The organism is Leeuwenhoekiella sp. A2, assembly GCF_047946655.1.
Lineage (GTDB): Bacteria > Bacteroidota > Bacteroidia > Flavobacteriales > Flavobacteriaceae > Leeuwenhoekiella.
Genome location: NZ_CP172311.1, coordinates 2,373,498 through 2,398,823, shown reverse-complemented (window position 1 = coordinate 2,398,823; position 25,326 = coordinate 2,373,498). Strand labels below are relative to the sequence as shown.

The 25,326-nt window shown below is 36.2% G+C and carries 27 protein-coding genes and 1 pseudogene; 17 read left to right on the top strand and 11 right to left on the bottom strand.

The genetic code is table 11. The annotated features are described in order from the left end of the window. Positions 1-74: 74 nt before the first annotated feature. On the top strand, positions 75-719 hold the full coding sequence (locus tag ACH3PA_RS10605) for a hypothetical protein (protein ID WP_416444444.1): 645 nt from the start codon (positions 75-77) through the stop codon (positions 717-719). A gap of 60 nt (positions 720-779) precedes the next feature. Next, positions 780-1,265 (top strand): DUF4251 domain-containing protein, encoded by a 486-nt coding sequence (locus tag ACH3PA_RS10600; RefSeq protein ID WP_416444446.1) that lies wholly within the window; start codon positions 780-782, stop codon positions 1,263-1,265. 70 nt (positions 1,266-1,335) lie between these two features. Here the strand turns inward: ACH3PA_RS10600 and ACH3PA_RS10595 are convergent, their stop codons facing one another. Genes ACH3PA_RS10595 through ACH3PA_RS10580 form a run of 4 tightly spaced genes read right to left on the bottom strand, consistent with a single transcriptional unit; the run spans position 1,336 to position 5,307 of the window. Next, a complete protein-coding gene (locus ACH3PA_RS10595) occupies positions 1,336-2,427 on the bottom strand; it encodes a chorismate mutase (RefSeq protein WP_416444448.1) in 1,092 nt (363 codons plus the stop codon). A gap of 28 nt (positions 2,428-2,455) precedes the next feature. Next, positions 2,456-3,316, bottom strand: coding sequence for a prephenate dehydrogenase (locus ACH3PA_RS10590; protein WP_416444450.1), 861 nt, complete (start codon positions 3,314-3,316; stop codon positions 2,456-2,458). Between the two features lie 21 nt (positions 3,317-3,337). Next, on the bottom strand, positions 3,338-4,483 hold the full coding sequence (locus ACH3PA_RS10585) for a pyridoxal phosphate-dependent aminotransferase (RefSeq protein ID WP_416444452.1): 1,146 nt from the start codon (positions 4,481-4,483) through the stop codon (positions 3,338-3,340). After that, positions 4,480-5,307: a prephenate dehydratase gene (locus ACH3PA_RS10580; RefSeq protein WP_416444454.1), complete on the bottom strand. Its 828-nt coding sequence runs from the start codon at positions 5,305-5,307 to the stop codon at positions 4,480-4,482. Before ACH3PA_RS10580 ends, ACH3PA_RS10585 begins: the two co-directional genes overlap by 4 nt. Positions 5,308-5,878: 571 nt before the next feature. On the opposite strand from ACH3PA_RS10580, the gene gldA reads away from it, so the two are divergent. From gldA to ACH3PA_RS10565, 3 genes are all read left to right on the top strand, one after another. After that, positions 5,879-6,775, top strand: coding sequence for a gliding motility-associated ABC transporter ATP-binding subunit GldA (gene gldA / locus ACH3PA_RS10575; RefSeq protein WP_416444456.1), 897 nt, complete (start codon positions 5,879-5,881; stop codon positions 6,773-6,775). 11 nt (positions 6,776-6,786) lie between these two features. Next, positions 6,787-7,833, top strand: a complete 1,047-nt coding sequence (locus ACH3PA_RS10570) for an endonuclease/exonuclease/phosphatase family protein (protein WP_416444458.1) — start codon at positions 6,787-6,789, stop codon at positions 7,831-7,833. Between the two features lie 164 nt (positions 7,834-7,997). After that, positions 7,998-8,531, top strand: a complete 534-nt coding sequence (locus tag ACH3PA_RS10565) for a YSC84-related protein (RefSeq protein ID WP_416444460.1) — start codon at positions 7,998-8,000, stop codon at positions 8,529-8,531. 278 nt (positions 8,532-8,809) lie between these two features. Here the strand turns inward: ACH3PA_RS10565 and ACH3PA_RS10560 are convergent, their stop codons facing one another. Beyond that, positions 8,810-9,316 (bottom strand): GreA/GreB family elongation factor, encoded by a 507-nt coding sequence (locus ACH3PA_RS10560; RefSeq protein WP_416444462.1) that lies wholly within the window; start codon positions 9,314-9,316, stop codon positions 8,810-8,812. A 134-nt stretch (positions 9,317-9,450) separates the two neighbouring features. Continuing rightward, a complete protein-coding gene (locus ACH3PA_RS10555) occupies positions 9,451-10,140 on the bottom strand; it encodes a hypothetical protein (RefSeq protein WP_416444464.1) in 690 nt (229 codons plus the stop codon). Between the two features lie 213 nt (positions 10,141-10,353). On the opposite strand from ACH3PA_RS10555, the gene ACH3PA_RS10550 reads away from it, so the two are divergent. Then, positions 10,354-10,905: a hypothetical protein gene (locus ACH3PA_RS10550; RefSeq protein WP_416444466.1), complete on the top strand. Its 552-nt coding sequence runs from the start codon at positions 10,354-10,356 to the stop codon at positions 10,903-10,905. A gap of 2 nt (positions 10,906-10,907) precedes the next feature. Further along, on the top strand, positions 10,908-11,330 hold the full coding sequence (locus tag ACH3PA_RS10545) for a hypothetical protein (RefSeq protein ID WP_416444468.1): 423 nt from the start codon (positions 10,908-10,910) through the stop codon (positions 11,328-11,330). Here the strand turns inward: ACH3PA_RS10545 and ACH3PA_RS10540 are convergent. Then, complete coding sequence (locus ACH3PA_RS10540; protein ID WP_416444470.1) at positions 11,327-12,601, bottom strand: cation:proton antiporter; 1,275 nt, start codon at positions 12,599-12,601, stop codon at positions 11,327-11,329. The genes ACH3PA_RS10545 and ACH3PA_RS10540 overlap by 4 nt on opposite strands. A 334-nt stretch (positions 12,602-12,935) precedes the next feature. Continuing rightward, positions 12,936-13,154, bottom strand: a complete 219-nt coding sequence (locus ACH3PA_RS10535) for a DUF4287 domain-containing protein (protein WP_416448151.1) — start codon at positions 13,152-13,154, stop codon at positions 12,936-12,938. Positions 13,155-13,346: 192 nt separating this feature from the next. Between ACH3PA_RS10535 and ACH3PA_RS10530 the strand changes: the two genes are divergently transcribed. The 4 genes from ACH3PA_RS10530 to ACH3PA_RS10515 all read left to right on the top strand — a co-directional run bounded on the left by ACH3PA_RS10530 (position 13,347) and on the right by ACH3PA_RS10515 (position 16,667). Continuing rightward, complete coding sequence (locus ACH3PA_RS10530; protein ID WP_416448150.1) at positions 13,347-14,186, top strand: TIGR02587 family membrane protein; 840 nt, start codon at positions 13,347-13,349, stop codon at positions 14,184-14,186. Positions 14,187-14,193: 7 nt separating this feature from the next. Continuing rightward, complete coding sequence (locus tag ACH3PA_RS10525) at positions 14,194-14,574, top strand: hypothetical protein (RefSeq protein ID WP_416444471.1); 381 nt, start codon at positions 14,194-14,196, stop codon at positions 14,572-14,574. 132 nt (positions 14,575-14,706) lie between these two features. Beyond that, on the top strand, positions 14,707-15,525 hold the full coding sequence (locus tag ACH3PA_RS10520) for a 3-keto-disaccharide hydrolase (RefSeq protein ID WP_416444473.1): 819 nt from the start codon (positions 14,707-14,709) through the stop codon (positions 15,523-15,525). Between the two features lie 29 nt (positions 15,526-15,554). Then, on the top strand, positions 15,555-16,667 hold the full coding sequence (locus ACH3PA_RS10515) for a Gfo/Idh/MocA family protein (protein WP_416444475.1): 1,113 nt from the start codon (positions 15,555-15,557) through the stop codon (positions 16,665-16,667). 110 nt (positions 16,668-16,777) lie between these two features. On the opposite strand, the gene ACH3PA_RS10510 is transcribed toward ACH3PA_RS10515, so the two are convergent. Together ACH3PA_RS10510 and ACH3PA_RS10505 are read right to left on the bottom strand one after the other, a co-directional pair. Further along, positions 16,778-17,500 (bottom strand): LytR/AlgR family response regulator transcription factor, encoded by a 723-nt coding sequence (locus ACH3PA_RS10510; protein ID WP_416444477.1) that lies wholly within the window; start codon positions 17,498-17,500, stop codon positions 16,778-16,780. A gap of 5 nt (positions 17,501-17,505) precedes the next feature. Continuing rightward, a complete protein-coding gene (locus tag ACH3PA_RS10505) occupies positions 17,506-18,555 on the bottom strand; it encodes a sensor histidine kinase (protein WP_416444479.1) in 1,050 nt (349 codons plus the stop codon). A gap of 299 nt (positions 18,556-18,854) precedes the next feature. Between ACH3PA_RS10505 and ACH3PA_RS10500 the strand changes: the two genes are divergently transcribed. The 6 genes and pseudogenes from ACH3PA_RS10500 to ACH3PA_RS10475 all read left to right on the top strand — a co-directional run bounded on the left by ACH3PA_RS10500 (position 18,855) and on the right by ACH3PA_RS10475 (position 24,861). Continuing rightward, positions 18,855-21,227, top strand: coding sequence for a TonB-dependent receptor (locus tag ACH3PA_RS10500; protein WP_416444481.1), 2,373 nt, complete (start codon positions 18,855-18,857; stop codon positions 21,225-21,227). A gap of 27 nt (positions 21,228-21,254) precedes the next feature. After that, positions 21,255-22,088, top strand: coding sequence for a DUF4249 domain-containing protein (locus ACH3PA_RS10495; protein ID WP_416444483.1), 834 nt, complete (start codon positions 21,255-21,257; stop codon positions 22,086-22,088). Positions 22,089-22,490: 402 nt separating this feature from the next. Next, positions 22,491-22,718: a hypothetical protein gene (locus ACH3PA_RS10490; protein ID WP_416444485.1), complete on the top strand. Its 228-nt coding sequence runs from the start codon at positions 22,491-22,493 to the stop codon at positions 22,716-22,718. Positions 22,719-23,018: 300 nt separating this feature from the next. Further along, positions 23,019-23,528, top strand: coding sequence for an Arm DNA-binding domain-containing protein (locus ACH3PA_RS10485; RefSeq protein WP_416448149.1), 510 nt, complete (start codon positions 23,019-23,021; stop codon positions 23,526-23,528). Then, a pseudogene (locus ACH3PA_RS10480) lies at positions 23,495-24,226 on the top strand (tyrosine-type recombinase/integrase); the annotation flags it as partial. The gene ACH3PA_RS10485 and the pseudogene ACH3PA_RS10480, both read left to right, overlap by 34 nt. A 371-nt stretch (positions 24,227-24,597) precedes the next feature. Further along, positions 24,598-24,861, top strand: a complete 264-nt coding sequence (locus tag ACH3PA_RS10475; RefSeq protein ID WP_317041351.1) for a YkvA family protein — start codon at positions 24,598-24,600, stop codon at positions 24,859-24,861. 35 nt (positions 24,862-24,896) lie between these two features. Here ACH3PA_RS10475 and ACH3PA_RS10470 read toward each other — a convergent pair whose 3' ends face one another. Beyond that, positions 24,897-25,322: a universal stress protein gene (locus ACH3PA_RS10470; protein WP_073100023.1), complete on the bottom strand. Its 426-nt coding sequence runs from the start codon at positions 25,320-25,322 to the stop codon at positions 24,897-24,899. Positions 25,323-25,326 lie beyond the last annotated feature (4 nt).

The window sequence follows — 25,326 nt, the reverse complement described above, 5'->3', positions numbered from 1 at the left end:
TAATGTAGCGCTAAAATTAAATTGTAAAACTACTTTATTTTCTGCTATTTGCAGCCTCACTTAAAAACTCAATAATGAAAAAAACTACATTGACCAGTATTGCTTTTTTGCTACTTTCTTTTATATCATTTGCACAAACCAGTCTTTATGAAAATCCTGATTTTGATCAGATTGCTACAGATCACAAGATTATAGCCATTTTACCTTTTAAGGCTACGGTAGAATTAAGACCCAAGCAAATGGAAAAAATGACCCCAGATCAATTTAAAGAATTAGAACTTAGTGAAGGTGAAAGCATTCAAAATGCGATGCATTCCTGGTTTTTAAAACGAAAAAAACGCGGGACGCTCTCTATTGATGTGATGGAACCAAAACGTGTTAACACCTTACTTCTTAAAGAAGGTATCACTGTTGATAACATAAATGGTTACACCACTGAAGATCTGGCGCAAATTCTGGGCGTAGATGCAATTATTTCTGGCACTTATGAAACTAACAAACCCATGTCTGATGGTGCTTCTATAGCTCTTGGTGTGCTTATTGGTTTCTGGGGAACGACAAATTCTGCCATTGTAAACATGAGCGTAAATAATGCAAAAGATGGTCAATTACTTTGGAACTACAATAAAAAAGTAAAAGGCAGTCTGGGTAGTAGCTCAGATGATCTTATAAACACGCTAATGCGAAAAGCCTCAAGAAGAATGGCTTACACAAAATAGTGAGACAGGGCACAAATTAAGGTACAGATATTGCTCTATATCGTTTAAAATTAAATCGATATGAAAAATATAAAACTGATTTTATTCTTTACCGTCCTCTTTACAGGTGTTTTAAGTGCCCAAAATAAGGACAGTAAATTTGAAAATCTGAAATCCTTAATTGAGTCTAAGAATTTTCGCTTTGAAGGTACCTGGGCATACCCTATGCGCGGCGGCAACATAAATCTTATAGGTAATCCTAATTCTCTTGATGTGAAAGGTGATTCTGTAAATGTTTACTTACCGTTTTTTGGTGTTTCTCAATTATCACATTATAATACAAATGGCGGATTTAAATATGAAGGCCTTGCTGAAAATTATAAAGTAACTTATGATGACGAGAAACAAAAGGCAACCATTACCTTTAATGTGCATCAGGAAGTTGAGCGACTGGATGTGACAATCACAGCTTCTTCAATTGATAACGCAAATGTAGATGTAATAAGCAGTCATCGCGATATTATGCGTTATAGAGGAGACTTAGAAAAACTGAAAGAAAAAGAGTAAAAATCGGGTTAAAAAGAATAAAAAAACCGCCCCAAAAAGGCGGTTTTTTTATTCTTTATTGAAATGTTTTCTATGCTTCAGAAAGGCGCTCAATCTTCTTTTGATGATTGATAGATTCCTGGTGAATAGCTTTAAACACACGTAAGATAAATTCTTCACTTAAGCTATGCTTTTCGCCTTCAAGGATCATAGCTCCTAAAATTTCGTTCCAACGTTTTGTTTGTAAGATAGCCACGTTGTTCTCAAGTTTCAATTCGCCAATTGAATCAGCGATTTTCATACGCTTACCTAAGTTTTCAATCAACTGGTGATCTACAACATCTATCTGCGTACGTAGCGTATTCAACTTGTTTTTAAATTCTGCTGCGGTACCTTCTTCTTTACGTATTTTAAGATCATTCATGATCTCAACAAGTCTTGATGGTGTAATTTGCTGTGCAGCATCACTCCATGCATTGTCTGGATCAAAATGAGTCTCAACCATTATACCATCATAATTAAGATCTAAACCTGTCTGGCATAGGTCAAAAATGATATCACGACGTCCTGCAATATGTGAAGGATCTAAGATTAATGGCAGATCAGGAAATTTATTCTGAAGATCAATAGCTATTTGCCACTCAGGATTGTTTCTGTAACGTGTTTTCTCATAAGTAGAGAAACCGCGGTGTATAACACCTAGATTTTTAATGTCCTGTGTATAAAAACGCTCTACAGCACCTAACCATAATGCAAGATCAGGGTTAACCGGGTTCTTAATAAGCACAACTTTATCTGTACCTTTTAATGCGTCTGCAATATCCTGTACGATAAAAGGTGATACAGTTGTACGCGCACCTATCCACAGAATGTCGATATCATGTTTAAGCGCAAGCTCTACATGATGAGCATTAGCCACCTCTGTAGTGGTAAGCATTCCCGTTTCTTCTTTAGCTTTTTGCAACCATTTAAGACCCAACGCTCCTACGCCTTCAAACATTCCCGGGCGGGTACGTGGTTTCCAGATACCGGCACGCAATACGGTAGCATCTGTATCTTTTAATTGGTGTGCAATTTTGAGTACTTGATCTTCAGTCTCTGCACTACAAGGGCCGGCTATAACCAGGGGATGATCCAGATTAAAGGCGTCCAGCCAGTTTCTCAGTTCTTTTTTGTTTTCCATGACTCTGCAAAATTACGGCTTTATGCCATTATGATAATCCTTTTAATATAGTTTTTATGTGATTTGTGTTTTCCATTTCATTATAAACAGCCTCATAATCATCATTTTCCAGATAATACTTAAAATGATTAAGATTACTTATATACTCTGTAAGGGTCTCAAGAACATGCATTTTATTCTCCTTAAAGATAGGCGTCCATGTTGCGGGGTTACTTTTTGCCAGACGAACTGTAGAAGCAAAACCACTACCCGCCATATCAAAAATATCTTTTTCGTTCTTCTCCTTTTCAATCACAGTCTTCCCTAACATAAAACTGCTTATATGTGATAAATGCGAAACATACGCAATATGCTTGTCATGCGATTGTGGCTCCATGTAGCGCATGTGCATGCCTATTGCTTCAAAAAGCTGTAATGCTTTTTGCTGAAGCTTTTCATCTGTTTTTTCCAGCTCACAAACAATAAGTGTCTTACCGTCATATAGCTTTTCAATCGCTGCCGTAGGACCAGAAAATTCAGTACCTGCAATAGGGTGAGCCGCAAGAAAATTCTTCCTTTTTGCATGACCTGCAGCCGCATTACAAATGCCTGCTTTTGTACTGCCCATATCTATAACCAATGCATTTTCATTCACACGATCCAGAATTAACGGAAGTTGATCATTTGCCTGATCTACCGGAATAGAAAGAATGACCAGATCTGCTTTTTTTAAATCGTCATAAGTCGCAGATGCATCTATAACCCCCAGCTTTTTAGCTTCTTCAAGATTCTCCTTATTTGCATCGATGCCATAAATCGTACTTCCCGAAAGCGTTTTTTTAGCATCTCGCGCAAAAGAACCACCTATGAGCCCTACACCTACAATATATATATTCTTAAATTCTTCCATTAGTTGTTCAGTGATGACTGACTAAAATCTGCTTATTGCCTCTTTAATTTTTTCTTCGGTTACACAAAGTGAAAACCTGATATAACCTTCTCCCTGACTGCCAAAAATCGTCCCCGGAGTGATAAAAACGCTCTTTTTAAGCAAAATATCGTCTATAAAGGCCTCTGCATCTCCGGTTCCTTCTGGTAATTTTGCCCACACAAACATTCCCGCCGTGTCTTTATCAAAGGTGCAGCCTAACTTTTCAGCCAGTTGCCACACGAGTTCGCGGCGTTTTGCATAAACAGCATTGAGTTTATTAAACCACTTTTCTCCCTCTTTAAGTACAGCAACAGCTCCTTTTTGTATGCCATAAAACATACCGCTATCCATATTGCTTTTTACGGTAAGGATATCATCAATATATTTCTGATCTCCCAGAACCATACCTACTCGCCAGCCCGCCATATTAAATGATTTACTTAGCGAATTAAGCTCAAGCGCGACATCTTTTGCTCCTGGAACGCTTAAAATAGAAACCGGCTCCTCGTTTAATATAAAACTGTAAGGATTGTCATTAATAAGTAAAATGTCGTTTGCTTTCGCGAAAGCGATCAAATCTTCAAAATCCTGCTGCGACGCTTTTGCTCCCGTAGGCATATTGGGATAGTTGACCCACATCAATTTTACTTTACTCAAATCTTGTTGAGACAAAGCCTCAAGATCTGGCAACCAGTTTCCTTTTGCATTTAGTTCATAATAAACAGGTTCTGCCTCAAGCAAACGCGTCACAGAAGTATATGTAGGATAACCGGGATTGGGGATTAAAACCTCATCTCCCGCATTAAGAAAAGTCATGCTAATGTGCATAATTCCCTCTTTTGAGCCCATAAGTGGCAACACCTCTGTCTCGCTGTTAAGCTCAACACTATATTGCTTTTTATAGAAATCTACCATTGCATTGCGCAACTCTGGCAAACCTTTATAACTCTGATATTGATGTGCGGGACCGTCCTGTAATGCTTCTGTTAACGATTGTATCACTTGCGGCGGCGGTGCAAGATCTGGACTACCTATACCCATATTAATTATAGGCTTGCCAGCTTCGGCCAGGGCACGCACTTCCTTAAGCTTACGCGAAAAGTAATATTCTGTGGTTTGATTTAAACGGTTAGCCGTTGTGATCATATCTTTCTGTTTTTGTATTCGCCTAAAATCTCAAAGTTCTTGGCCATTATATTCAGCAATTTCTTAGCTTTTTCAAAATGTCTGTATTCTTTAAATGTCACATCAACAAAGAAAGAATATATCCACGGTGTCTCAATTACAGGCAACGATTGTATTTTAGTCAGGTTCAGTCTGCAATCGCTCATTACATTTAAAACGGCTGCCAGACTACCTCTTTTGTGGTCTGTTAAGAATTTTAAAGATGCTTTATCAGGAACTCCGTTCTCTGTACGCCCATTATTATTGAGGATAAAAAAGCGCGTAGAATTGTCTTTTATCGTTTGTATGTTCTCAGCGATTAATTCAAGACCATAGATTTCTGCCGCTGTGGTGCTTGCAATTGCTCCTATCCCTTTTGCCTGTTCTTCAAAAACACGTTTTGCCGCACCTGCAGTATCATCTTCTTCTACCATTTTTATAGCTCCCTGCCCTTTAAAGAAATCGCGACATTGCAATAGCGCCATTGGGTGCGACCAAACCTCTCTAATATCGCTCATTTTTTGACCGGGTAATGCCATTAAATTTTGATTGATAGGCAGGTAATATTCGCCTTCAATATTTAATTTATACTCGTCAATAAGAGCGTAGTTAGGAATAATACTACCGGCAATACTATTCTCAATTGCCATTACAGCATCTGTGCTTTCGCCATCGAGCAAGCTATTTACCACATCCTGAAAAGTGCGACATTCTGTTACAACAACATCCTGCGTAAAAAATTCTTGTGCCACTCTATGGTGAAAGGAACCTTTTATTCCCTGTATGGCTACTTTTCGATTTTTCATAGTTACATGAAGTCCGGCTTCAGTATTAATGTTAGCGACTGGTACTTTTACCTAAAACGCATATAAAGAACAAAATTCTGATATAAAAAAAGGTCCCGATTATTTACCGAGACCTTTATATACTATACGCTTACGTTTATCTATAGCGGTCCCGTTCCTTTTTGATAAAAAAAGAAGTAATAACGGTTCCAGAAATAACGCAAGTTGAACATTGTCTTATTATTAGCGGCTAAAGTACTTAAATAAGTGGAAATGGGTATAAAAAATAGTGATTTTTACAGATATTTTTATAAACCAGATAAAATGGGTTATTAAAATAAATAACATGCAACACAAATGCTATTTCATAAAGATATTTTCAAGGTTTGCAAAATCAGGGTTTCTTCTCTCATCTATAGATTTCTCCCATTGTATTAAAAACCACTCTTGAAAAAATTTCTCAGGCGAAACCTATAATTAGTATTTGTTTAATTCTTAAAAAGAAGCGTTTAAAGTATCTTTGAACAACTTGTTTACTGATAACATAATAGATATTAAGCTATTTTCACGTAAATCAATCTCTTGTCCCCGCATGTCTATAACCGTTTCTGAAATTACTAAACTTTACGGCGCACAAAAAGCGCTCGATTCTGTCTCATTTTCAATCAATAAAGGTGAGATAACAGGGTTCTTAGGACCTAACGGTGCAGGCAAAAGTACGATGATGAAAATTCTCACCACTTATCTTGAACCCACATCGGGAAGTGCACGTGTAAATGGTTTTTCTACCACACAAGAAAAGCTGGCTGTACAAAAGAGCATAGGCTATCTGCCTGAGAATAATCCACTTTATCCAGATATGTATGTGAGAGAATATCTCAATTTTAATGCAGATATTTATCAGGTTGATCGGGAGAAAGTAGAAGATGTTATAAATAGTACAGGCCTCACATCAGAATCTCATAAAAAGATAAAGCAACTTAGCAAGGGCTATAAACAACGGGTAGGACTTGCCAATGCCTTATTGCATGATCCTGAAATATTGATTCTTGATGAGCCTACCACAGGTTTAGATCCTAATCAACTAGTTGATATTAGAAAGCTTATCAGGTCTATAGGTCAGGAAAAAACCGTTCTTTTATCTACACATATTATGCAGGAAGTAGAAGCTATTTGCGACCGGGTCATTATTATAAACAAAGGGCAGGTTGTAGCAGATAAGAAGTTAGAAGAAATGCGAGAGAATGAAGAGCAAATAATTATAGTAGAATTTGATTATCGCGTAGAAGAGGTTGCCTTAAACAAATTACCCAAAGTAAGAAGTGTGCGCAACACAGGCGGCTTTAGGTATGAATTGATCTTTGATACTAAAAAAGATATGCGCCCTGCCTTGTTTGATTTTGCACATGACAATGGTTTAAAAACCCTTCAACTAAATAAGAAAAACACATCACTTGAAAGTTTATTTCAAAACCTGACGGCCAATTAACAAGCTTAACTATGATCTTTTTTACTTTCTGTGTACTTTTTATTCTTGTCGCTTATCTCCCCCTAACAAGAATTACACACTGGTCTGTACGCATTTGGGATTTTGTGCGTATACAGACAACAGGTATCCAGCTGCTCCTACTAATAGCTTTATTAACGTATTATGGGTTGCATACAATGACAGCCTGGGTTATTGGGTTTGCTTTGATTGCCACTATGGCTTTTCAACTCAAAAAAATTATCCCCTTTACTTCTTATTACCATGAGAAACCCAGAAAGCCAGATCAATTTGAAAACCTACAAAGCATAACACTTATTACTGCAAACGTTTTACAACCCAATGATAACACGGCAGCTTTTGCTTCCCTGATACGTGAACATAAACCTGACCTATTTCTTACCATGGAATCTAATGGGAAATGGGAAAAAGGTCTAAAACAATTTGAACAGGAATATCCATATAACGTAAAGGTGCCTCTAGAGAATTTATATGGCATGCATTTATATTCTAAATATGAACTAAGCCAGACGCAGGTAAATTATCTGGTAGAAGAAGATATACCTTCCATTTTTACAAAGGTACATTACCGTAAAGGAGCGCCGCTCAATTTAATCTGTGTTCATCCCGCACCTCCCAGCCCAACTGAAAATGAAACCTCACAGGAACGCGATGCAGAATTATTGATAGTAGGTAAGGCTGTACGCAAACTTCACAATCCTATAATTGTGTGCGGTGATCTAAATGATGTGGTTTGGTCTCGAGTGTCTACTTTGTTTAAGAAAATGACAGGTCTTCTTGACCCTCGCATAGGCCGCGGGTTATTTACAAGTTTTCATGCCAAGTATGCGCTTTTGCGTTTCCCCATAGATCAGCTTTTTTATTCTGATGACATGTATATTGAAACTATGGAAAGATTACCCTCTTTTGGATCTGACCATTTTGCAATGTTGTACAAGATCTGGATAGAAAAAGATGCACCAGATACTACAAATCCTACTCTCGACAAAGAAGTAAAAGAAGAGATCGATGAGAAAATTGAAGAAGGAATAACTAAATAATATCTGCCAAATATCTCCCGCGTTTTACACGAAAATTGGTGCTTTTTAGAGTCGTTATTTCCTTTACGGAAATATTAATATAGCCTTCACATAAACTAACACAGTATTAACTACGACTGTTCTCTTCTTAAATTACTTTTGATCTGAATTAAAAAACTAACATTATGAAGACGAATAAAATTTTATTAATACTTACTCTTTGCCTTAGCGTGCCTTTATTTGCACAAAGCCGAAAAGACAATCAGATAATTGAAGATGCACAAGCAGCTAAAGAAGCTTTTATAAATGAAGATAGTAGCCTAAGATCATTTTTTGATGATAGCGAAGCGTATGTAATATTTCCTAACGTAGGTAAGGGCGCATTTGTAGTAGGAGCCTCTGCCGGTCGTGGTGCTGTTTATCAAAATGGTGTACTTATTGGGATGGCTAAAATGAAAAAAGTAGATGTAGGTTTACAAGCGGGTGGTAAAGCTTTTAGCGAAGTAATTTTCTTTAACGATGAGACTGCATTTAACCGTTTTAAAGATGATGACTTTGAATTTACAGGAAACGTTTCTGCAGTAATGCTTAAAAGTGGTGCTGCTAAAGCTGCTCAATACAGAGATGGTGTAGCGGTGTTTGCAAAACCAAAAGCTGGTCTTATGGTCGATCTTTCTGTAGGTGGTCAAAAATTTGACTTTAGTCCTGTAGGAAAATAAAAAAATCGGGTAATTCGGGTAATATGGAGGTAAAACCTCCTTAAATATCCTGAAAAGTAGCCGTTTTTAGAATCGAATTTGAAAAAAAACTCGATTTTGAAAACGGTTTTTTATTTGGCAAAAAAATGCTCCCTTTCGGGAGCATGCGTTCTGTTCTTCGCCCCCTAATCGAAAAACAAAACCTATACTTTAAGTTAATAATAAATTATATAATATCATCAATATTTATCCTTAAATCACTAATTTTCAATTATTTGATTAAAATTTTAAGATTTTTATTAATCTGGATAATTAATTGCAAGAATATTTATCAATCTGGTTTCATTTCCCAGAGCCAAACTCACCGTTTCACCAGCCTTTTTACCAGTAACAGCTCTGGCAATAGGTGCTATAAATGCAATTTTTTGCTTCTTTACATCAGCTTCATCTACACCTACTATATGAAAATGTAATTTTTTATCGCTGTTGCCCATCGTATAAAATACTTCGGCGCCAAATCTTACCTCATCATGTGCCAGATCATCTGGGGTTAAAACTCGTGCAGATGCTATTCTTTCATTTAATAGATTTAAATTACCATCAATAAGCGCTGCAGCTCTTCTGTATTCCCTGTCATCATCATGCGCCAGCAAGGCACGTTCATTTTCCAGAGCTTCCCGTTCTTCTTTTAATTGCTTTAAACCTTCTTTAGTGACATAATTAGTCACGCCGTCTGGCAAGGCAGCTCTGGGTGGTATTATGGGTGCTTCTTCCTGATCATCTTCTTTTACAAATCCTCTGCTCATAATCTTGATTTTATTACCTATAATAAGCATAACACGTGCTTATACCAAACAGGTTAAGAATAGTTTATGACAAAAAAACTCCCGCAGTACGGGAGTTTTAATTCAAAAATCAAGAAAATCAGGCAATCTTCAAATTAATCTATCTTACATGTATTTGTGATCAAATGAATCACTTCATAATCATCTTCAATTACCACCGCGCTTCCGTCTACTGTGAGCGTAACGCTAAAGGGATATTGAAAATTAAAATGCTTTATATTCTTTAAATTTCCGGCGAAGTAACTTATTAATTCTTCTTCGCTATTAAGTGTAATTTCACTTTCATTAATTGTAAAGGACACAGGATAGTTTATGGTAAAACAACCGCTTAGAAAATTCAAAACATCTTTCGGCGAAAGCCCGTCGTAATTACAGTTTTGTATCAATGTTGAAAATTCTGCTTCATCATCAATAGTATAAATTGTATTGTCAAGGTGACATACTACTTCAAAAGGAAAACCTATACCAACTATGTGGTAAGAAACAGTTTCAGACAGAATAACACTTAGCAGTTCATCAAAACTATTTATTGTGATCTTAGTGCTGTCATTATACTGTAAAACAACCGGATAGATAAACTGAAAACACAGATCACTCATGCTATTAGACTTGCTCCCTGTGCTTGACTTGACAGTGGGAGCAGCAAACTTACGTAGATTCTCCAGTGTTGTACGCAGCGTACTACTTGCGGTTACCTCAACTGCCAGCGGTTGTTGCTCAAGCGTATCATCAGAACAGGACAGCATAGAAAGAACGGTGAACAACAAGAGCAATATTCTTTTCATTTATATAGGTTTATGATCTGGGGTTGAGCGTGCTAACTTAGAAAAAATTGCCGAACATCTGCAATAAATTTCCGATAAAGAGTAAATTTTATGATTTGAGTAATCTATTTCTTACAATTATTTGGTTCTGAATATATTCACCATTACTTTTAACGCCACTATAACTTCTCTTCTTCTTTTGCGTCTTAGCTTTGCAACCCAAAATAATTAATCATGATTAAGGCTTTTAGATACGTGTCTTTCTTCCTTATTATTTTCATCCAACTTTCTTTTCTTCTGGCCATATTTTATGAGGAAATAGATACGTTTTGGATAGGGCTGTTTATTGCTGTTATCTCAATATTAATATCAATAGGATATTATCATGCACCCAGAGCAGAAGAAAATCATTTTATTGAAGATTGTTTTCTAATTGTATTTGTGGTTGCAGGAGCTTTAAGCACCTATTTTTGCAGTACACAGTTGAATTTTGGTCCCGTAATTGCCGCTTCCGGCGTGGGGTTTTTTGCCTCTTTTTTGCCGATTTTTAATAGAAAATCACCAATTTTAAAAGAATTACCTGAAGCTGTTTATTGTGGGGCTTTTGTTGGTATGACAGCTCCCAAAGTAGCCGCTGGAATACCTTTTATACTTTTCGCCGGCTTTCTAACCGGTGTCATACTTCTTCTGTCTAAAAATGTATTTAACGGTTTTGGCGGTAAACTGGGAACAATCGCCTTTGGTGGTGTAGCACTAACCTCCTTACTTATCTTTTTAATTTTCTAAGTATGTATACCTTCACTCTTATCATTACGGGCATTTTAGGGGCAATAAGTACTTTTTATCTCAATAACATTCTAAAACTAGGCGCTGTACGATCGTCTGCTGGTTTATCGCTGGTAGTTGGGCTAATCTTTTATGTATTTCCCAATATCGCACCAGCTTTCTTGGCTAAAAATATTCCGATTGTTTTTATAGGAGCAACATTTATCGGTATGGTATCAAATGAGGTTATAGCTCATTATTTTCTGCTCGCTTTAGCCGGTGCTCTTTTTGCAATTATTTATGTGAACAGCAGCGCTTTTTTTAACGGTTACGGTGGTGCTTTAGGCACGACTGCCAGTATTACTGTTCTGGTAGCTGTGAGCCTGGCTGTAGTATCTCGCAACAAGCATATCGAGAAAATTAAGCGTAAAGTTAGGCGCCGTTAATGTGAAGCGCTGCTCTCAATCTCGCCTTCTTCTCGCGCTCCTAATCGCTCAACAAGTTTACCTACAGATAAGCCTTGTACAATTATAGAGAATATCACCACAACGTAAGTGATAACCAGAAAAAGATCCCGATGCATTTCTGTAGTGAGACTTAATGCAAGTGCAATAGAAATACCGCCTCGTAAACCTCCCCAGGTCATTATTAAATTTGTATTTGGTATGAAATTAAGTTTCTTTTTAAAGAAGTTTATAGGAAGCAAAAGCGAAATATACCTGCACAGTAAAACTAATGGTATTGCTAAAGCTCCTGCCAGAATATAATTAACGTCAAAAGAAAGCACAACCATCTCCATCCCTATCAATACAAAAAGAATGGTATTTAAGAGAATATCTAATAGTTCCCAAAACTTATCTACGTAGGTTTCTGTAATTTGAGACATTGTGGTAGCTCTTACCGTATCATTTCCTACCACGAGCCCCGCAGTAACCATAGCCAGCGGCGCAGACAAGTGCAGGTGATGCGCAATGACTGTCCCTCCCATTACTGCTGCCAGAGTAATAATAACTTCGGTATCATAATCATCTATAGATTTCATCATTCTATAAGTCACCCAACCTAAAAAAATACCCAAGGCAATACCGCCTATAACCTCAAGCCCAAAAAGCTCTAATATATCCAGCGGCTCTATATTACCAGTGCCAGAAGATGCGATCTTAAATATCGTAAGAAACACAACCACGCCCACACCATCATTAAATAAAGACTCGCCAACTATTTTTGTTTCGAGCTGTTTAGCTACGCGTGCCTTTTTTAGTATTCCTAAAACCGCAATAGGATCTGTAGGAGAAATAAGAGCACCAAAGAGAAGACAGTTTATATATTCTATATTCAGTCCCAGAAATTTAAGCGTAAAAAACATGGCTGTACCTACCAGAAATGTTGACACCAGCACACCTACCGTAGAGAATGCTAATACCGGCCAGCGTTGTACTTTTAACTGCTCAAAATTAGTATGTAACGCTCCTGCGAAAAGTAAAAAACTAAGCATAACGTCAAGCAGCACAGTTTCAAAATCTATCTGCCCAATAAGGTACTTTTCAGCATTTAGCAAGGTGTCATTAAAAAAACTTATACCCAGTACCACTAATGTAAAAAGCAAGGTTATGACCATTAGCCCTATGGCTGTAGGTAGTTTTAAAAAACGCACGTTGAGATAACCAAAACAGGCTGCCAGAAAAACCAGCACTGCTATTATAAAGAAATAATCCATCAGTAAACTTTGCTCCTAAAAATAGGATATAAAATTCACATCTGTATAGTAAAAAATAAAACCGCCCATCGATGTGGGCGGTTTCACTTATTAATGGCTAATTAATAGAAAAGAATTACATAAAAGTAATTGAGATAATTCTATAAGCAGACTCACAGGAGTAAATCAATATTGAATAGAATATTTGTTAAGGGGAGAGTTAATCTTTTTAAGGGGAGATGGTTATCTCTAATGAGCAACCTGTAATATGAAGTTAATTTCGCAAAATACAGGCAGATAACAAAATATTTAAGCTATTTTTTTATCTGCCTGATAAATATAGGTTTAACACTAGCTAGCGAGCTGACTTAAAATGTGCGTAAATAGCCATGGCGTGACCATGACCCAAATTATAACTGGTCTTTAACCACGTTGTTACTTCTGTAGCAGTTACACCTTCTTTCAACATTCCTTCTTTTGTAATATACCCCTTTCTCATGGCAAGTCGTTTAAAATCTGCCGGAGATATTCCTGTTTTAGCCTGAATATTATTCAGATAAGCTTGATATGACATGGCAAATAATTTGTATTAAACCCTATTAAATTACAACAAATTTGGTTTCAAAAAACAGATGAACATCCTTAAAATATGAGGAAAAAACCCCTTAATAATTGTGCAAAATTATCGGCTTTAAAACCTCAAAAATCACGCAATAAGCCCAAGATTTTTTTAAGTATATTTAAAGTACGCTGAAAACGGTTGTTTATGACAGACTCTATAATCCCGGTAAGTGATTCACTAAAAGAATACGCTCGCGGCATTACCGGCGGGCTACTTTTTAGTCTCCCTATGCTCTATACTATGGAATTGTGGTGGGCAGGATTTATCTCAAGCCCGTTAAGACTTTTAATCTATTTCTTTGTAGGCATTTTACTTTTACTTGCATACAATCACTATGTAGGCATAAGAAGTTCACATACACTACTTGAAGGTATTGCAGAAACCATTGAAGAAATGGGAATGGGGTTATTGCTAACCGCTGCGGTCTTATGGCTTTCTGGCCGCATAACTACAGATATGTCTTTTAGTGAAATAAACGGTAAGATTATAGTTGAGGCAGTTACTGTCGCGATTGGGATTTCTGTAGGTAAAACTCAACTAGGCACAAGTGATGACGATGACGACCAGGAAGTAGAAAAACGTGAACCACATATACAAAGAGAATTGGGTATTGCTCTTTGCGGCGCCATTCTCATAGCTTCTAATGTTGCACCCACAGAAGAGATAGCTGTTATCGCATTAGAAATTGAAAATTATAAACTTCTTCTTATCGCGTTTGTTTCTATAATCATAGGTGGTATAATTTTATACTACAGCAACTTTAAAGGCTCAAAGCAATGGGTGAGAAAACCAAATTCTCAAACTGATGTATTAGCTGGCACCGTAATTATGTATGCCATCGCTCTTACCTCATCTGCGTTTATGCTATGGTTCTTTGGCAGATTTAACGGGCTGTCATTACATGGTATTATTGCAGAATCTATTGTACTGGGATTTCCTGCAGCTTTAGGAGCTTCCGCCGGAAGGCTACTTATTCAATCTTAAAACAAAAATGGCAAAAGAAAAAAAGAACTGGTTAGAATGGGTAGTCCTCTTTATCTCGGGCATACTCGTGGTTTTCACTTTAGGATATATAGTTTATGAAATAATCTTTGAAGAACAAACCTCACCAGATATTGTGGTCACATACGGAAAAGTAGAGCAGAAAACCGGCTACATTGCCCTCCCCATAACTGCCACAAATAAAGGTGCAGAAACCGCAGAAGATCTTCACATAGAAGTAACCACCGGCAACGGTGACAACAAAGAGCAAAGCAATTTATTATTTAACTATTTGCCCGGTAAATCTTCTGTTAAAGGCTGGGTTACCTTTAAAAATAATCCTGATCCTGCCCAATTTGAGATACATGTACTGGGTTATAGCATACCTTAAAAATCTGGCTATTTTGAGGAAAAATCGGTTTAATTCAACAAAAATCGACTTTTCACAACATTTAGCCACTCATATTAATTATCACATATTTTGTATATATTTAAAACAACTTACTATCAATCTTACACTTACATGACACGTTGTTTACTTTCTCTACTCCTTTGCAGCATTTTACTAATCTCCTGTAAAGAAGAAAAATCAACTAAAAAGGATGAAAAATCAAGCGAAATAGCCCAAAAATCAGAGACCCGTAAATGGGAAACTCTCTTTAACGGAACCGATTTAAATGGCTGGACCATGAAAATTGCGGGTTATGAGTTAGGTGAAAATTTTGGAAATACATTTAGAGTTTCAGACAGTATTCTTAGTATTCGCTATGGGGCTTATGGCAATAATTTTAATGAGCGTTTTGGTGCGCTTTATTACAAAGAAGCGTTTACTAATTATAGATTAAAAGTTGAATACAGATTTGTAGGTGAGACTGCTCCCGGTGGCCCGGAATGGGGCTATAGAGATAGCGGTGTGCAATATCAAAGTCAGCCACCGGCTACCATACAACTCGACCAGCAATTTCCCATTTGTTTAGAATATAACTTACTAGGAGGTAACGGTACAGATGAGCGACCTGTAGGCGACATTTGTGCAAACGGAATTCTTTTTCAAATTGACGGGCAGCAAAACACCACCTACTGCACCCCGCCCACTGTAGAAAGAACATTTCACGGTGATCAATGGGTAACGCTTGAAATTGATGTAAAAGACGGCGTTATTTCTCATTTTATAAATGGTGAAAAAATTCTCACTTATAACAATCCAGAATACGATCCTTCTAATGAGATCGCTAAAACACTGATCACAAACGGTGATCCGGCTGTAAAAAGCGGCTACATCTCACTACAATCTAACAGTCATCCTATTGATTTTAGAAAGATCGAGATCATGAGATATTAAAAAATTAACCAACTTAACTATACCACCACATGGAATCAAGACGCAATTTTCTAGAAAAGTTAACGGCTTCTGCCGTTGGTTTACCGCTTTTGTATAACTCGACCACGCTTTTTGCTGCAAACAATTTAAATACTCAGGGTCCCACTTTAAGAGTTGCAATTATGGGACTAGGAAGCTATGGCACCAGAGTGGCCGAAGCTATGCAGGATTGTACCAGAGCTAAACTTGTAGGAGTCATTAGCGGGACGCCATCTAAAATTAAAACATGGCAAACGAAATACGGCATTCCGGAAAAAAACTGCTACAACTATGAGAATTTTGATGCTATAAAAGACAATCCAGACATAGATGCTGTATATATTATAACGCCAAATGCTTTACATAAAGATGAAGCTATACGCGTAGCTAAAGCAGGAAAACATGTAATCTGCGAAAAGCCAATGGCCATAAATGCTGAAGAAGGTCAACAAATGGTAGATGCCTGTAAAGCCGCAAACGTAAAATTACTGGTAGGCTATCGTCTGCATTTTGAGCCGCGTACTCTTGAAGTAATTAAAATGAGAAAATCTGGGGAATTTGGCAAGATCATGTTCTTCCAGGGGCAAACCGGTTTTAAGATAGGTGATCCTACGCAATGGCGTCTTGATAAAGAACTTGCCGGCGGCGGTTCTATGATGGATATCGGCATATATTCTATTAATGGCGCAAGATATATGGTAGGTGAAGAACCTATTTGGGTAACTGCCCAAGAGACTAAAACAGATCCTGAAAAATTTAAAGAAGGCGTAGATGAGACGATTCAGTTTCAATTGGGTTTCCCAAGTGGCGCTGTCGCATCTTGCCTCTCTACCTATGCTTTTGGCAATCTGGACCGCTTTTATCTTGACGGTTTAGAAGGTTTCGCAGAAATGCAACCTTCAACAGGTTACGGCCCTATACAGGGACGCACGCACAAAGGTCCTTTAACAGCGCCCGTTGTTACTCACCAAACTATACAAATGGATGAAATGGCAGCGATTATTCTAGACGGAAAAGAACCTATGGTTCCTGTTGATGGTGAAGAAGGTGTACGTGATCTTAAAATCATAGACGCTATTTACAAAGCGACTCAAAATGGCTCAAAAATAGACTTAGAAGGGTAAAAATTAGGTAAAAACTCCCAATAATGGCTTCCAATTTAAAACTGATACTCAGTAGCTCAAAGAAGCTTGATTCACAAAAGCTAGAGTGAAAAAATATTTCATTACCTAACTTACCTACCTATAATTTTTTTGGTAACAAAATCATTAAAGAATGAATCCCTATACACATTACCAATAGGGATTTCATTTTCGCTTATAAAAACTGTATTGTTATCTACTGACGCTATATGCTTAACATTGATAATATATGATTTACTTACCCTGACAAATATATTTTTAGGCAACTGATCGTAGATTGTTTTAATGTTCATAGCTGTGATCACTTTTTGATCTTCAGTGTGTAATACCACGTAATCTTTTAACCCCGCTATAAAGTAAATATCATTAAAAAACATCTTGAATATTTTGCGATCAGCTCTTACAAAAAAGTAATCTTCGGTGATATTTTCTATATTATTACCCGTATTATCAGCCTGAAGCAATTGTAAATAACTGCTCGCCTTTATAACGCTCTTGTGAAAACGTTCTAGCTTTACAGGTTTGATCAGGTAATCTACCGCATCTACTTCATAACTGTCAATAGCAAATTCAGAAAATGCCGTTGTGAAAATTATAAGAGTATCTTTTGAGATAGTTTTTGCAAATTCGATTCCGTTTACACCGGGCATTTGCACATCGAGAAATATTAGATCTACTTCATTGTTTGCTATAAATTTAGTTGCAGAATCTGCACCACTAAAAGATCCCACTAATTTTAATTGAGTGGTTTGATCTATTAACATATGGATAGCTTCTCTTGCTAACGGTTCATCATCTACTATAATGCAGTTCATTATTTTTATAAATTAATGGTTAAGGTAACACAATATTTATCTTGCTCATCTTCAATCTTCAACACGTGCGCTGCAGGATAAAGTAATTCTAATCTTCTTTTAATATTAACCAGTCCCAGCCCACCTGTTGTATGTATCGCCTTAATCTCTGGTTTAGAATTAATACATTTAAAGAAAAGTTCATTATTGTGTACATTAAAAAAGAGATCTACATAAGACGCTTTAGAGGAATCATTGTTATGTTTTACCGCATTTTCTACAAACGAAATAAACAACAGAGGTGGCACCTGAACTCCGCTTAAATCTCCTTCTTTTGAGATCATAAAATCAAAGTTATCTCGTCTTACTTTTTCTAAATTTAGAAAATCTTCTAAAAAGTGTATGTCTGAAGTTAGCAACACCTTATCTCTAGAACTGTCATACAGCTGGTAGCGAAGCAAATCGCTTAATTTCATTAAAACCTGCGAAGCCTTTTCAGTATCTCTTTTAGTAAGAACATTTGCATTATTAAGCATATTGAAAAGAAAATGCGGATTGATCTGATTTTTTAATTGTTCAAGTTCTGCAGAAGTTTTTGAGCGCTCTAGTTCGCTTATTACTTGCGCATCTAACATCCATCGCTGAAATAATTTAATAGCTGCAGAGGCACAAATAATTACAATAATCACTAAAGAAAATGGCAAGAAACTTATATTACCTTTTTCAGGATTTAGCCTTACATCAGGCGTATAAATACTAAGTCCTATTTCATGAATTATAAGTGATATAACAATTATACCTAAAACAGATAATCCATATTTAAAATAGTGATTCTTGAGCAAAAATCTGGGAACCAAAAAATACATATTAGTATAAACTAATAGTAAAAACAGCATTAAAGCTATGATCTCGCTGTAGGTCTCAGTGGGTTCGGTATACTCAGGATCACTGTTGTAAATGGCCAGCCCGAAAAATACAATCATTACAAGGTGTCTGTACACCCTGTATTTTGAAGATGTTAAAAATTGAATTGCCCAATTTTCCTTTATAGATTCTTCTGTTAAAGTTTTATTCATTATTAAGATTGTGATCTAGCAAATGTAGAACTTAAAAGCAATCTCATTTTAGGTTTTATACAAACGTAGATCCCATTTATACAAAGACACCAGCGTTAACACCGGCCTCTTTCCCTATCAAATAAAGAACCTCTGGGCAACCCTAAGGTAAATTAAACGCTCTCGAAAAATTAAATACCGGTATGCTTTCTTGTCAAAATTTCCTTTGGTATAAAAATCATTCTGTTTGGTATAAATCAAAAAATCACAGTTAACCAAAGACATACATTGCGCAGAAATTGTAAAATTTAATAGATCGTATGAATTACAAAATCCTTTACCCCCTGCTGCTTTTAGCAATGTCATTTGCCGCTCATTCTCAGGAAAAAGTGACACTAAGCGGAACAATCACAGATGCTGAAAATAGCGAAACATTATTTGGAGTGAATATTTATATCCCAGAAATTAGTTCTGGCGTCACTACAAATGAATACGGTTTCTATTCAATTACTCTTCCTAAGGGAGACTACGATATCTCAGTAAGTTATTTGGGTTTTACTACTGTTGAAGAAACCATATCCCTCACAAAAAGTATACGTAAGGATTACATGCTCAACCCTGAAAGCAATAATCTTGATGAAGTCGTTATTACATCTAATAATCAAAAAGCTAATATTAGGAAACCAGAAATGAGTGTAAGCAACTTATCTATAAATACTATAAAAAAGATGCCTGCACTTATGGGTGAAGTAGATGTATTAAAATCTATTTTACAGGTTCCCGGAGTAACTAACGCACAAGAAGGTGCGTCAGGCTTTAATGTGCGAGGTGGCTCTGTAGATGGCAATCTCGTACTTTTAGATGAAGCCGTGGTTTATAATACCTCCCATCTATTTGGCTTTTTCTCAGTGTTCAATTCTGATGTCATTAAAAATTTGAAATTATATAAAGGAGGTATTCCGGCCAACTATGGCGGCAGAATATCATCTGTATTAGATATTTATCAAAAAGAGGGAAACAATAAAGAATTTCACGTAAACGGCGGTCTCGGTTTAATCTCCAGTCGATTGATGATCGAAGGCCCTATTGAAAAAGGTAAAAGTTCATTTGTAGTTGCCGGTAGAGGTTCATATGCTCATCTCTTTTTAAAATTAGCAGACGAGCCTAATTCAGTTTACTTCTATGATCTCAATGCTAAACTAAATTATAAAATAAATGAGAACAATAATATTTTCATTTCAGGTTATTTTGGCAGTGATTATATGAATTTTAATGATTTCCTTATAAACACGTATGGCAACAGCCTGCTTAATCTAAGGTGGAATCATATTTTTTCAGATAAACTTTTCTCTAATGCATCTGCCATATATAGTAATTACAATTATGGTTTGAAGATAAGACCAGCGGGAATCAATTGGGAATCAGACATTAAAAACTACAATTTTAAATATGATTTTAATCATTATGTCTCTAACAACTTCAAGCTAAAATATGGTCTCAACTCAATCTATTACCAGTTCAATCCGGGAACTTTAAAACCATTTGGTGAATCTTCAAGTATCAATCCTGATCAACTTGCTAAAAAATATGCCTTTGAAAATGCTCTTTACATTAGCGCAGAACATAAATTATCCAACAAATTAGCATTGAATTATGGTCTGCGATACAGCAATTTTTTACGATTAGGTGAAGAAGAGGTAAGCACTTATGCTAATAATGAAGCTGTTGTTTTTAATCAGGATTTACAGGTTTATGAAGAAGCTGCGCCTACAGGAACTGTAAGCTATGGTAAGAATAAAAAAATAGCAAGTTTTAGCAATCTGGAGCCCAGGCTTTCTCTGGCTTATTCTATAAATAATGATCAGTCTGTTAAACTGGGTTATAACAGAATGAGTCAATATGTTCAATTGATCTCTAATACTGCATCTGCAACCCCGTTAGATATATGGTCGCCCAGTGACCAGTACCTTAAGCCTCTTATTTCAGATCAGGTTGCTTTAGGATATTTTAGAAATTTTAGAGATGGTGATTATTCTCTTGAAACAGAAGCCTTCTATAAAACCACTAAAAACAAAGCCGATTATATTGACGGTGCAGATCTTGTTGCCAATGACAATATAGAACGCGTGCTTTTAACGGGAGAGGCACGTGCGTATGGTTTAGAAATAATGGCGAAAAAAAATACAGGCAAATTAACCGGATGGCTCTCCTACACACTTTCAAGAGCAGAACAACGAACTCCGGGCAGAAATGCATTTGAGCCGGGAATTAATAATGGCGAATGGTACAGAGCTAATTATGACAAGCTGCACAACTTATCAATCACAGGTGCTTATGAATTTAATAATAAATGGTCTTTTGGTGGAATTTTCACCTTTCAAAGCGGGAAAGCTGCCACATTTCCCATTGGCAAATATCAATACCAAGGCATGACAGTGGCTAATTACGGACCAAGAAATAAGAACTCATTATCCTCATATCATCACTTAGACCTATCTGCCACATACACGCCTAAACCAGAAAAAACAAAAGGATGGCAGAGTGAATGGGTATTCAGTATTTATAATATTTATGCCAGAAATAATGCGGCTTCTTACACATTTGGTCAAAATACAACCACGGGTTTAAGTGAAGCAAGAAGGTTATCAATCTTTGGTATCGTACCAAGTATAACTTTCAACTTTAAGTTTTAAGAGTATCTAAATCTAAAAAAATATATAATGAGAATAATTAGGAAAATTGCAGTGCTACTAATAGGACTATTGCTAACTGCCTGTGAAGATGTTATCGACGTTGATCTTGATACTGCTCCGCCCAGATTAGTTGTTGACGCATCTATTGATTGGCTAAAGAATACTTCGGGTAATGAACAGAAAATCATGTTATCTACCACTACGGCATATTACAGTACTGAATTCCCCAGTGTCTCAGGAGCAGATATTACAATAAATAATTCTAAAGGTTCTGTATTTGAGTTTATTGAAATTCCGGGTACGGGAGAATATGTCTGCACTAATTTTGAACCCGTTCTAGGTGAGGTGTACACTTTAACCATTCTTCAAAATGGAGAAAGGTACACCGCTTCAGAAGAACTAGTTGCCACATCACCCATTGAAGACACCATTGAGCAAAATAATACAGGAGGCTTTGGGGCTGATGAAATAGAGCTAACCTACTATTACAGAGATGACGGCACCAAAGTAAATTACTACTTATTTGGAATAAAAGATAGTCATATAATTTTTCCTCAATATTCAGTTGAAGATGATGAGAATAATCAAGGTAATCTTACTCCGGTCTATTACTCAAACAAAGATCTGGAGACAGGTGATCTCGTGAGTTTTAAATTATATGGAATCTCAAAAAGATATTACGAATATTTTAAAAAGGTATTAGTAGCATCAGGCAATGATGATGGTCCATTTCAAAGTACACCCACAGCCGTTAGGGGAAATATTATAAATGAATCGAATAGCGCTGATTACACCTTTGGCTACTTTAGATTGTCTGAAGTAGATAGCAAAGAATACAAAATACAAGACACAGATATATAATAATTTGATATTTAATTTTGATTTGGTTGATGAATGCTGGGTGTTGGTTCAAGCATCCTAGCATTTTCCAATTCAATCTGGCTAATTAATTTTATGAGTCAGTTATCTAATCTACTCCCATAAAACCTGTATTTCTCCTTATGTTTTTGCAAATAGAAACTTATCTGAAGATGAATGCACTATCAAATAATTTTAAGTTTAAAATCAAAATTGATTCAATTTACCAGAGGTTATGGATAAACTATGAGGTGCTACAATTATGTTCGGATTCTGAACTGAAGTTTGCCGAATCAAATGATGTTTTATCGATCACAAATTCCAATTTATCAAGTTTTGAAATTGAATCAATCCTAAAAGAGCATCTTATCGAGTTTGAAAAAATTTAAAATCCTTCTCAGATTAATGAAACAACAGGAAATTTATAAAATTGAAGTTTTCATAACTAATATTCAGAATGCATTAGAGAGCGCTAGTATTATTAAAGAACTACACGCAGAATATCCCGATCTAAGGGTAGATGTAGATCTGGAAGATGTAGATCGCGTATTACGTATTGAAGGTTATTTCGATTTAGATATAGTAATGAAGATTATAGCATCAAAAAAACATACTTGCGAGATAATGCTTTAACTAAACCGCTTAATTTTTAAAAAGATAAATAATACTAATTCTTTAAAATTAGCAAAATAAAAAAAGGCTCCACAGAAATGTGAAGCCTTTTACTTAGTAGCGGGAACTGGACTCGAACCAGTGACCTTCGGGTTATGAGTTTTTAACCGTATAGGACCAATAAAACACAATTATACTGATATTCAATGTTTTAATTAAATTTTAATAGAACTTGTAGTCAAATAATATCAATTAAAAGCATTAAATGTTGTACCTATGTTGTACCTCTTTTTATTATCTTTATAATCTAAAGTTTTTATTATGGCAACAGTTAAGGCAGTACTCCGCAAAAAAAAGAATCCGGAAGGTCGTTATCCGATAGCTATCAGGATTACTAAAGACAGAAAAAGTTCTTATTTGGGAACCGGGCAACATATTGAAGAAAAGTACTGGGATGAGAAAAATAGATGTGTTAGAAAATCCCACCCCAATGCCAATATCATCAACAACTTTATACTTGCTAAAGTTGCTGAGGCAAATAAAAAAGTCTTAGAAGCCGAAAACAATGCGGACTATCAAACAGTCAAAGCGATAAAAAAAAATATAAGGCAAAATAAAAAAGTTGATTTTTTTGCAGTGGCAAATATGCATCTTGAAAATCTAAAGAACAGAGAAAAGCATCATCAGTACGATACTGAGCTTGGTCGCCTTAAAAAGTTCAAAGGTTTTCTTAAAAAAATGAGTTATCTTTTAATGAGCTCAATGTCCCACTTCTCAAACGATTTGAGGCTTACTTACTTCACAATAAAAAACGCTCGCCGAGAACGGTAGTGAACTATCTGATTCTAATACGCACCATTTATAACCTTGCCATATCCGAATCATTAGTTGACCGGGGTAGATATCCTTTTGGAAAAGGGAAGGTTCAGATTAAAATTCCTGAATCACAAAAAATTGGACTGAATCGAAAGGAAATTCAAAAATTAGAGAATGCCACAGACTTAACTGAGGCTCAAAAGAAAGCAGTTCACGTCTGGCTCATTAGTTTTTATTTCGCTGGCATAAGGGTTGGTGATGTTTTAAAATTAAAATGGTCTGACTTCAATGATGGTAGATTAATGTACCGTATGAACAAAAACAGCAAACTGGTTACCCTTAAAACACCCGACAAGGCGAGTGCTATACTTGATAGATATCGAGAAAATTATAGTCTTGATAACGATTTAATTTTCCATTATCTTAAAGATACTGATTTAAATGATTCACAAAGGGTTTCTGTAAGAACACAAGGTATAACACGAAACCTAAATAGACACTTGAAAAAAATTGCTTACAAACTGGGTATAACAAAAAAAATGAGTATGCACATTGCAAGGCATAGTTTTGGCAATATCTCGGGCGATAAAATCCCCATTCAGATGCTTCAAAAACTATATCGACACTCCTCTGTTACTACCACCATAAACTATCAGGCCAACTTCATCCACAAAGATGCTGACGATGCGTTGGATAGCGTGATTAATTTTTGACGATTGTTTTTACTTACGGCAATGCATTGATAAAATATTGTGGCAGAACTAACTTGCCACTTGACAATATTTTAATAACCAGACACTTAGTCTATTTCAATAAATCGAGGTAACCGAATAGGTAACCTTTGCACCGATTTTATCCGTGAGAACAAAGATATATGAATATCTTAAACTAAAAAACAATAAAAAGATTCAAATTTTATTTGTTGTCTTTTTTTGTGTGCTAATCCTTTAGCATCTGAATACTTTCTGTATAATTATGAAAAAACTAAAAGCTTGGGCAAAAAAGTTAAAGCAACAATTGGTGCTACTGCATTTGGCCTATAAGTATAAAAGAACACCTTGGTATGCCAAGGCATTGATATTTAATCATTGCCTATGCTCTGAGCCCCATAGACCTTATTCCAGATTTTATCCCGATAATTGGCTATTTGGACGATCTAATTTTGTTGCCGATAGGCATTTATTTCGCTTTCAGGCTTATCCGTGATGATGTGAAAGCGGAGTGTTTGACAAGGGCAAAGGACTATAATTGGAACAAAAAGAACAATTGGGTAATCGGGGGCATAATCATTTTGATTTGGGCGTTTATCGGTTTTTGGATTTTTAAAAGCGTATCCCCAATCAAATAGTTCAGAATAAAAGCTAAATGTGTTAATTCCAATTTTCAAGAAACCATCATTACCGGAATATTGGAATGGCGCATCACCCGTTCTGCAACACTCCCCATCAAAAGATGTTTTAACCCTGTCCTTCCGTGAGTTCCCAGTACAAGTAGATCGGCCTTCCAGTTTTGTGCGGTTTTTAGGATATCCTCTTCCGGATTGCCCTCGGGCATAAATTTTAAAAGCTCATTCCCATTGTACATTTGGGCCAATTCATCCAAGGTTTGCTCGGCCTCTTTCTTTAATACGATCAAGGCCTGTTCGTGTGTGATCCCGGCATCTACATTGCCAAGTGCTTTCGATTTTTCGATTACAAAAAGCAATGCTGCTTTAGCCCCTAATTGATGAGCGAGTTCCAAGCCTTTTTTAGCGGCTTTCATTGAATACTCACTGCTATCCACGGCAATTAAAATTTTCTTGTACGCCATATCT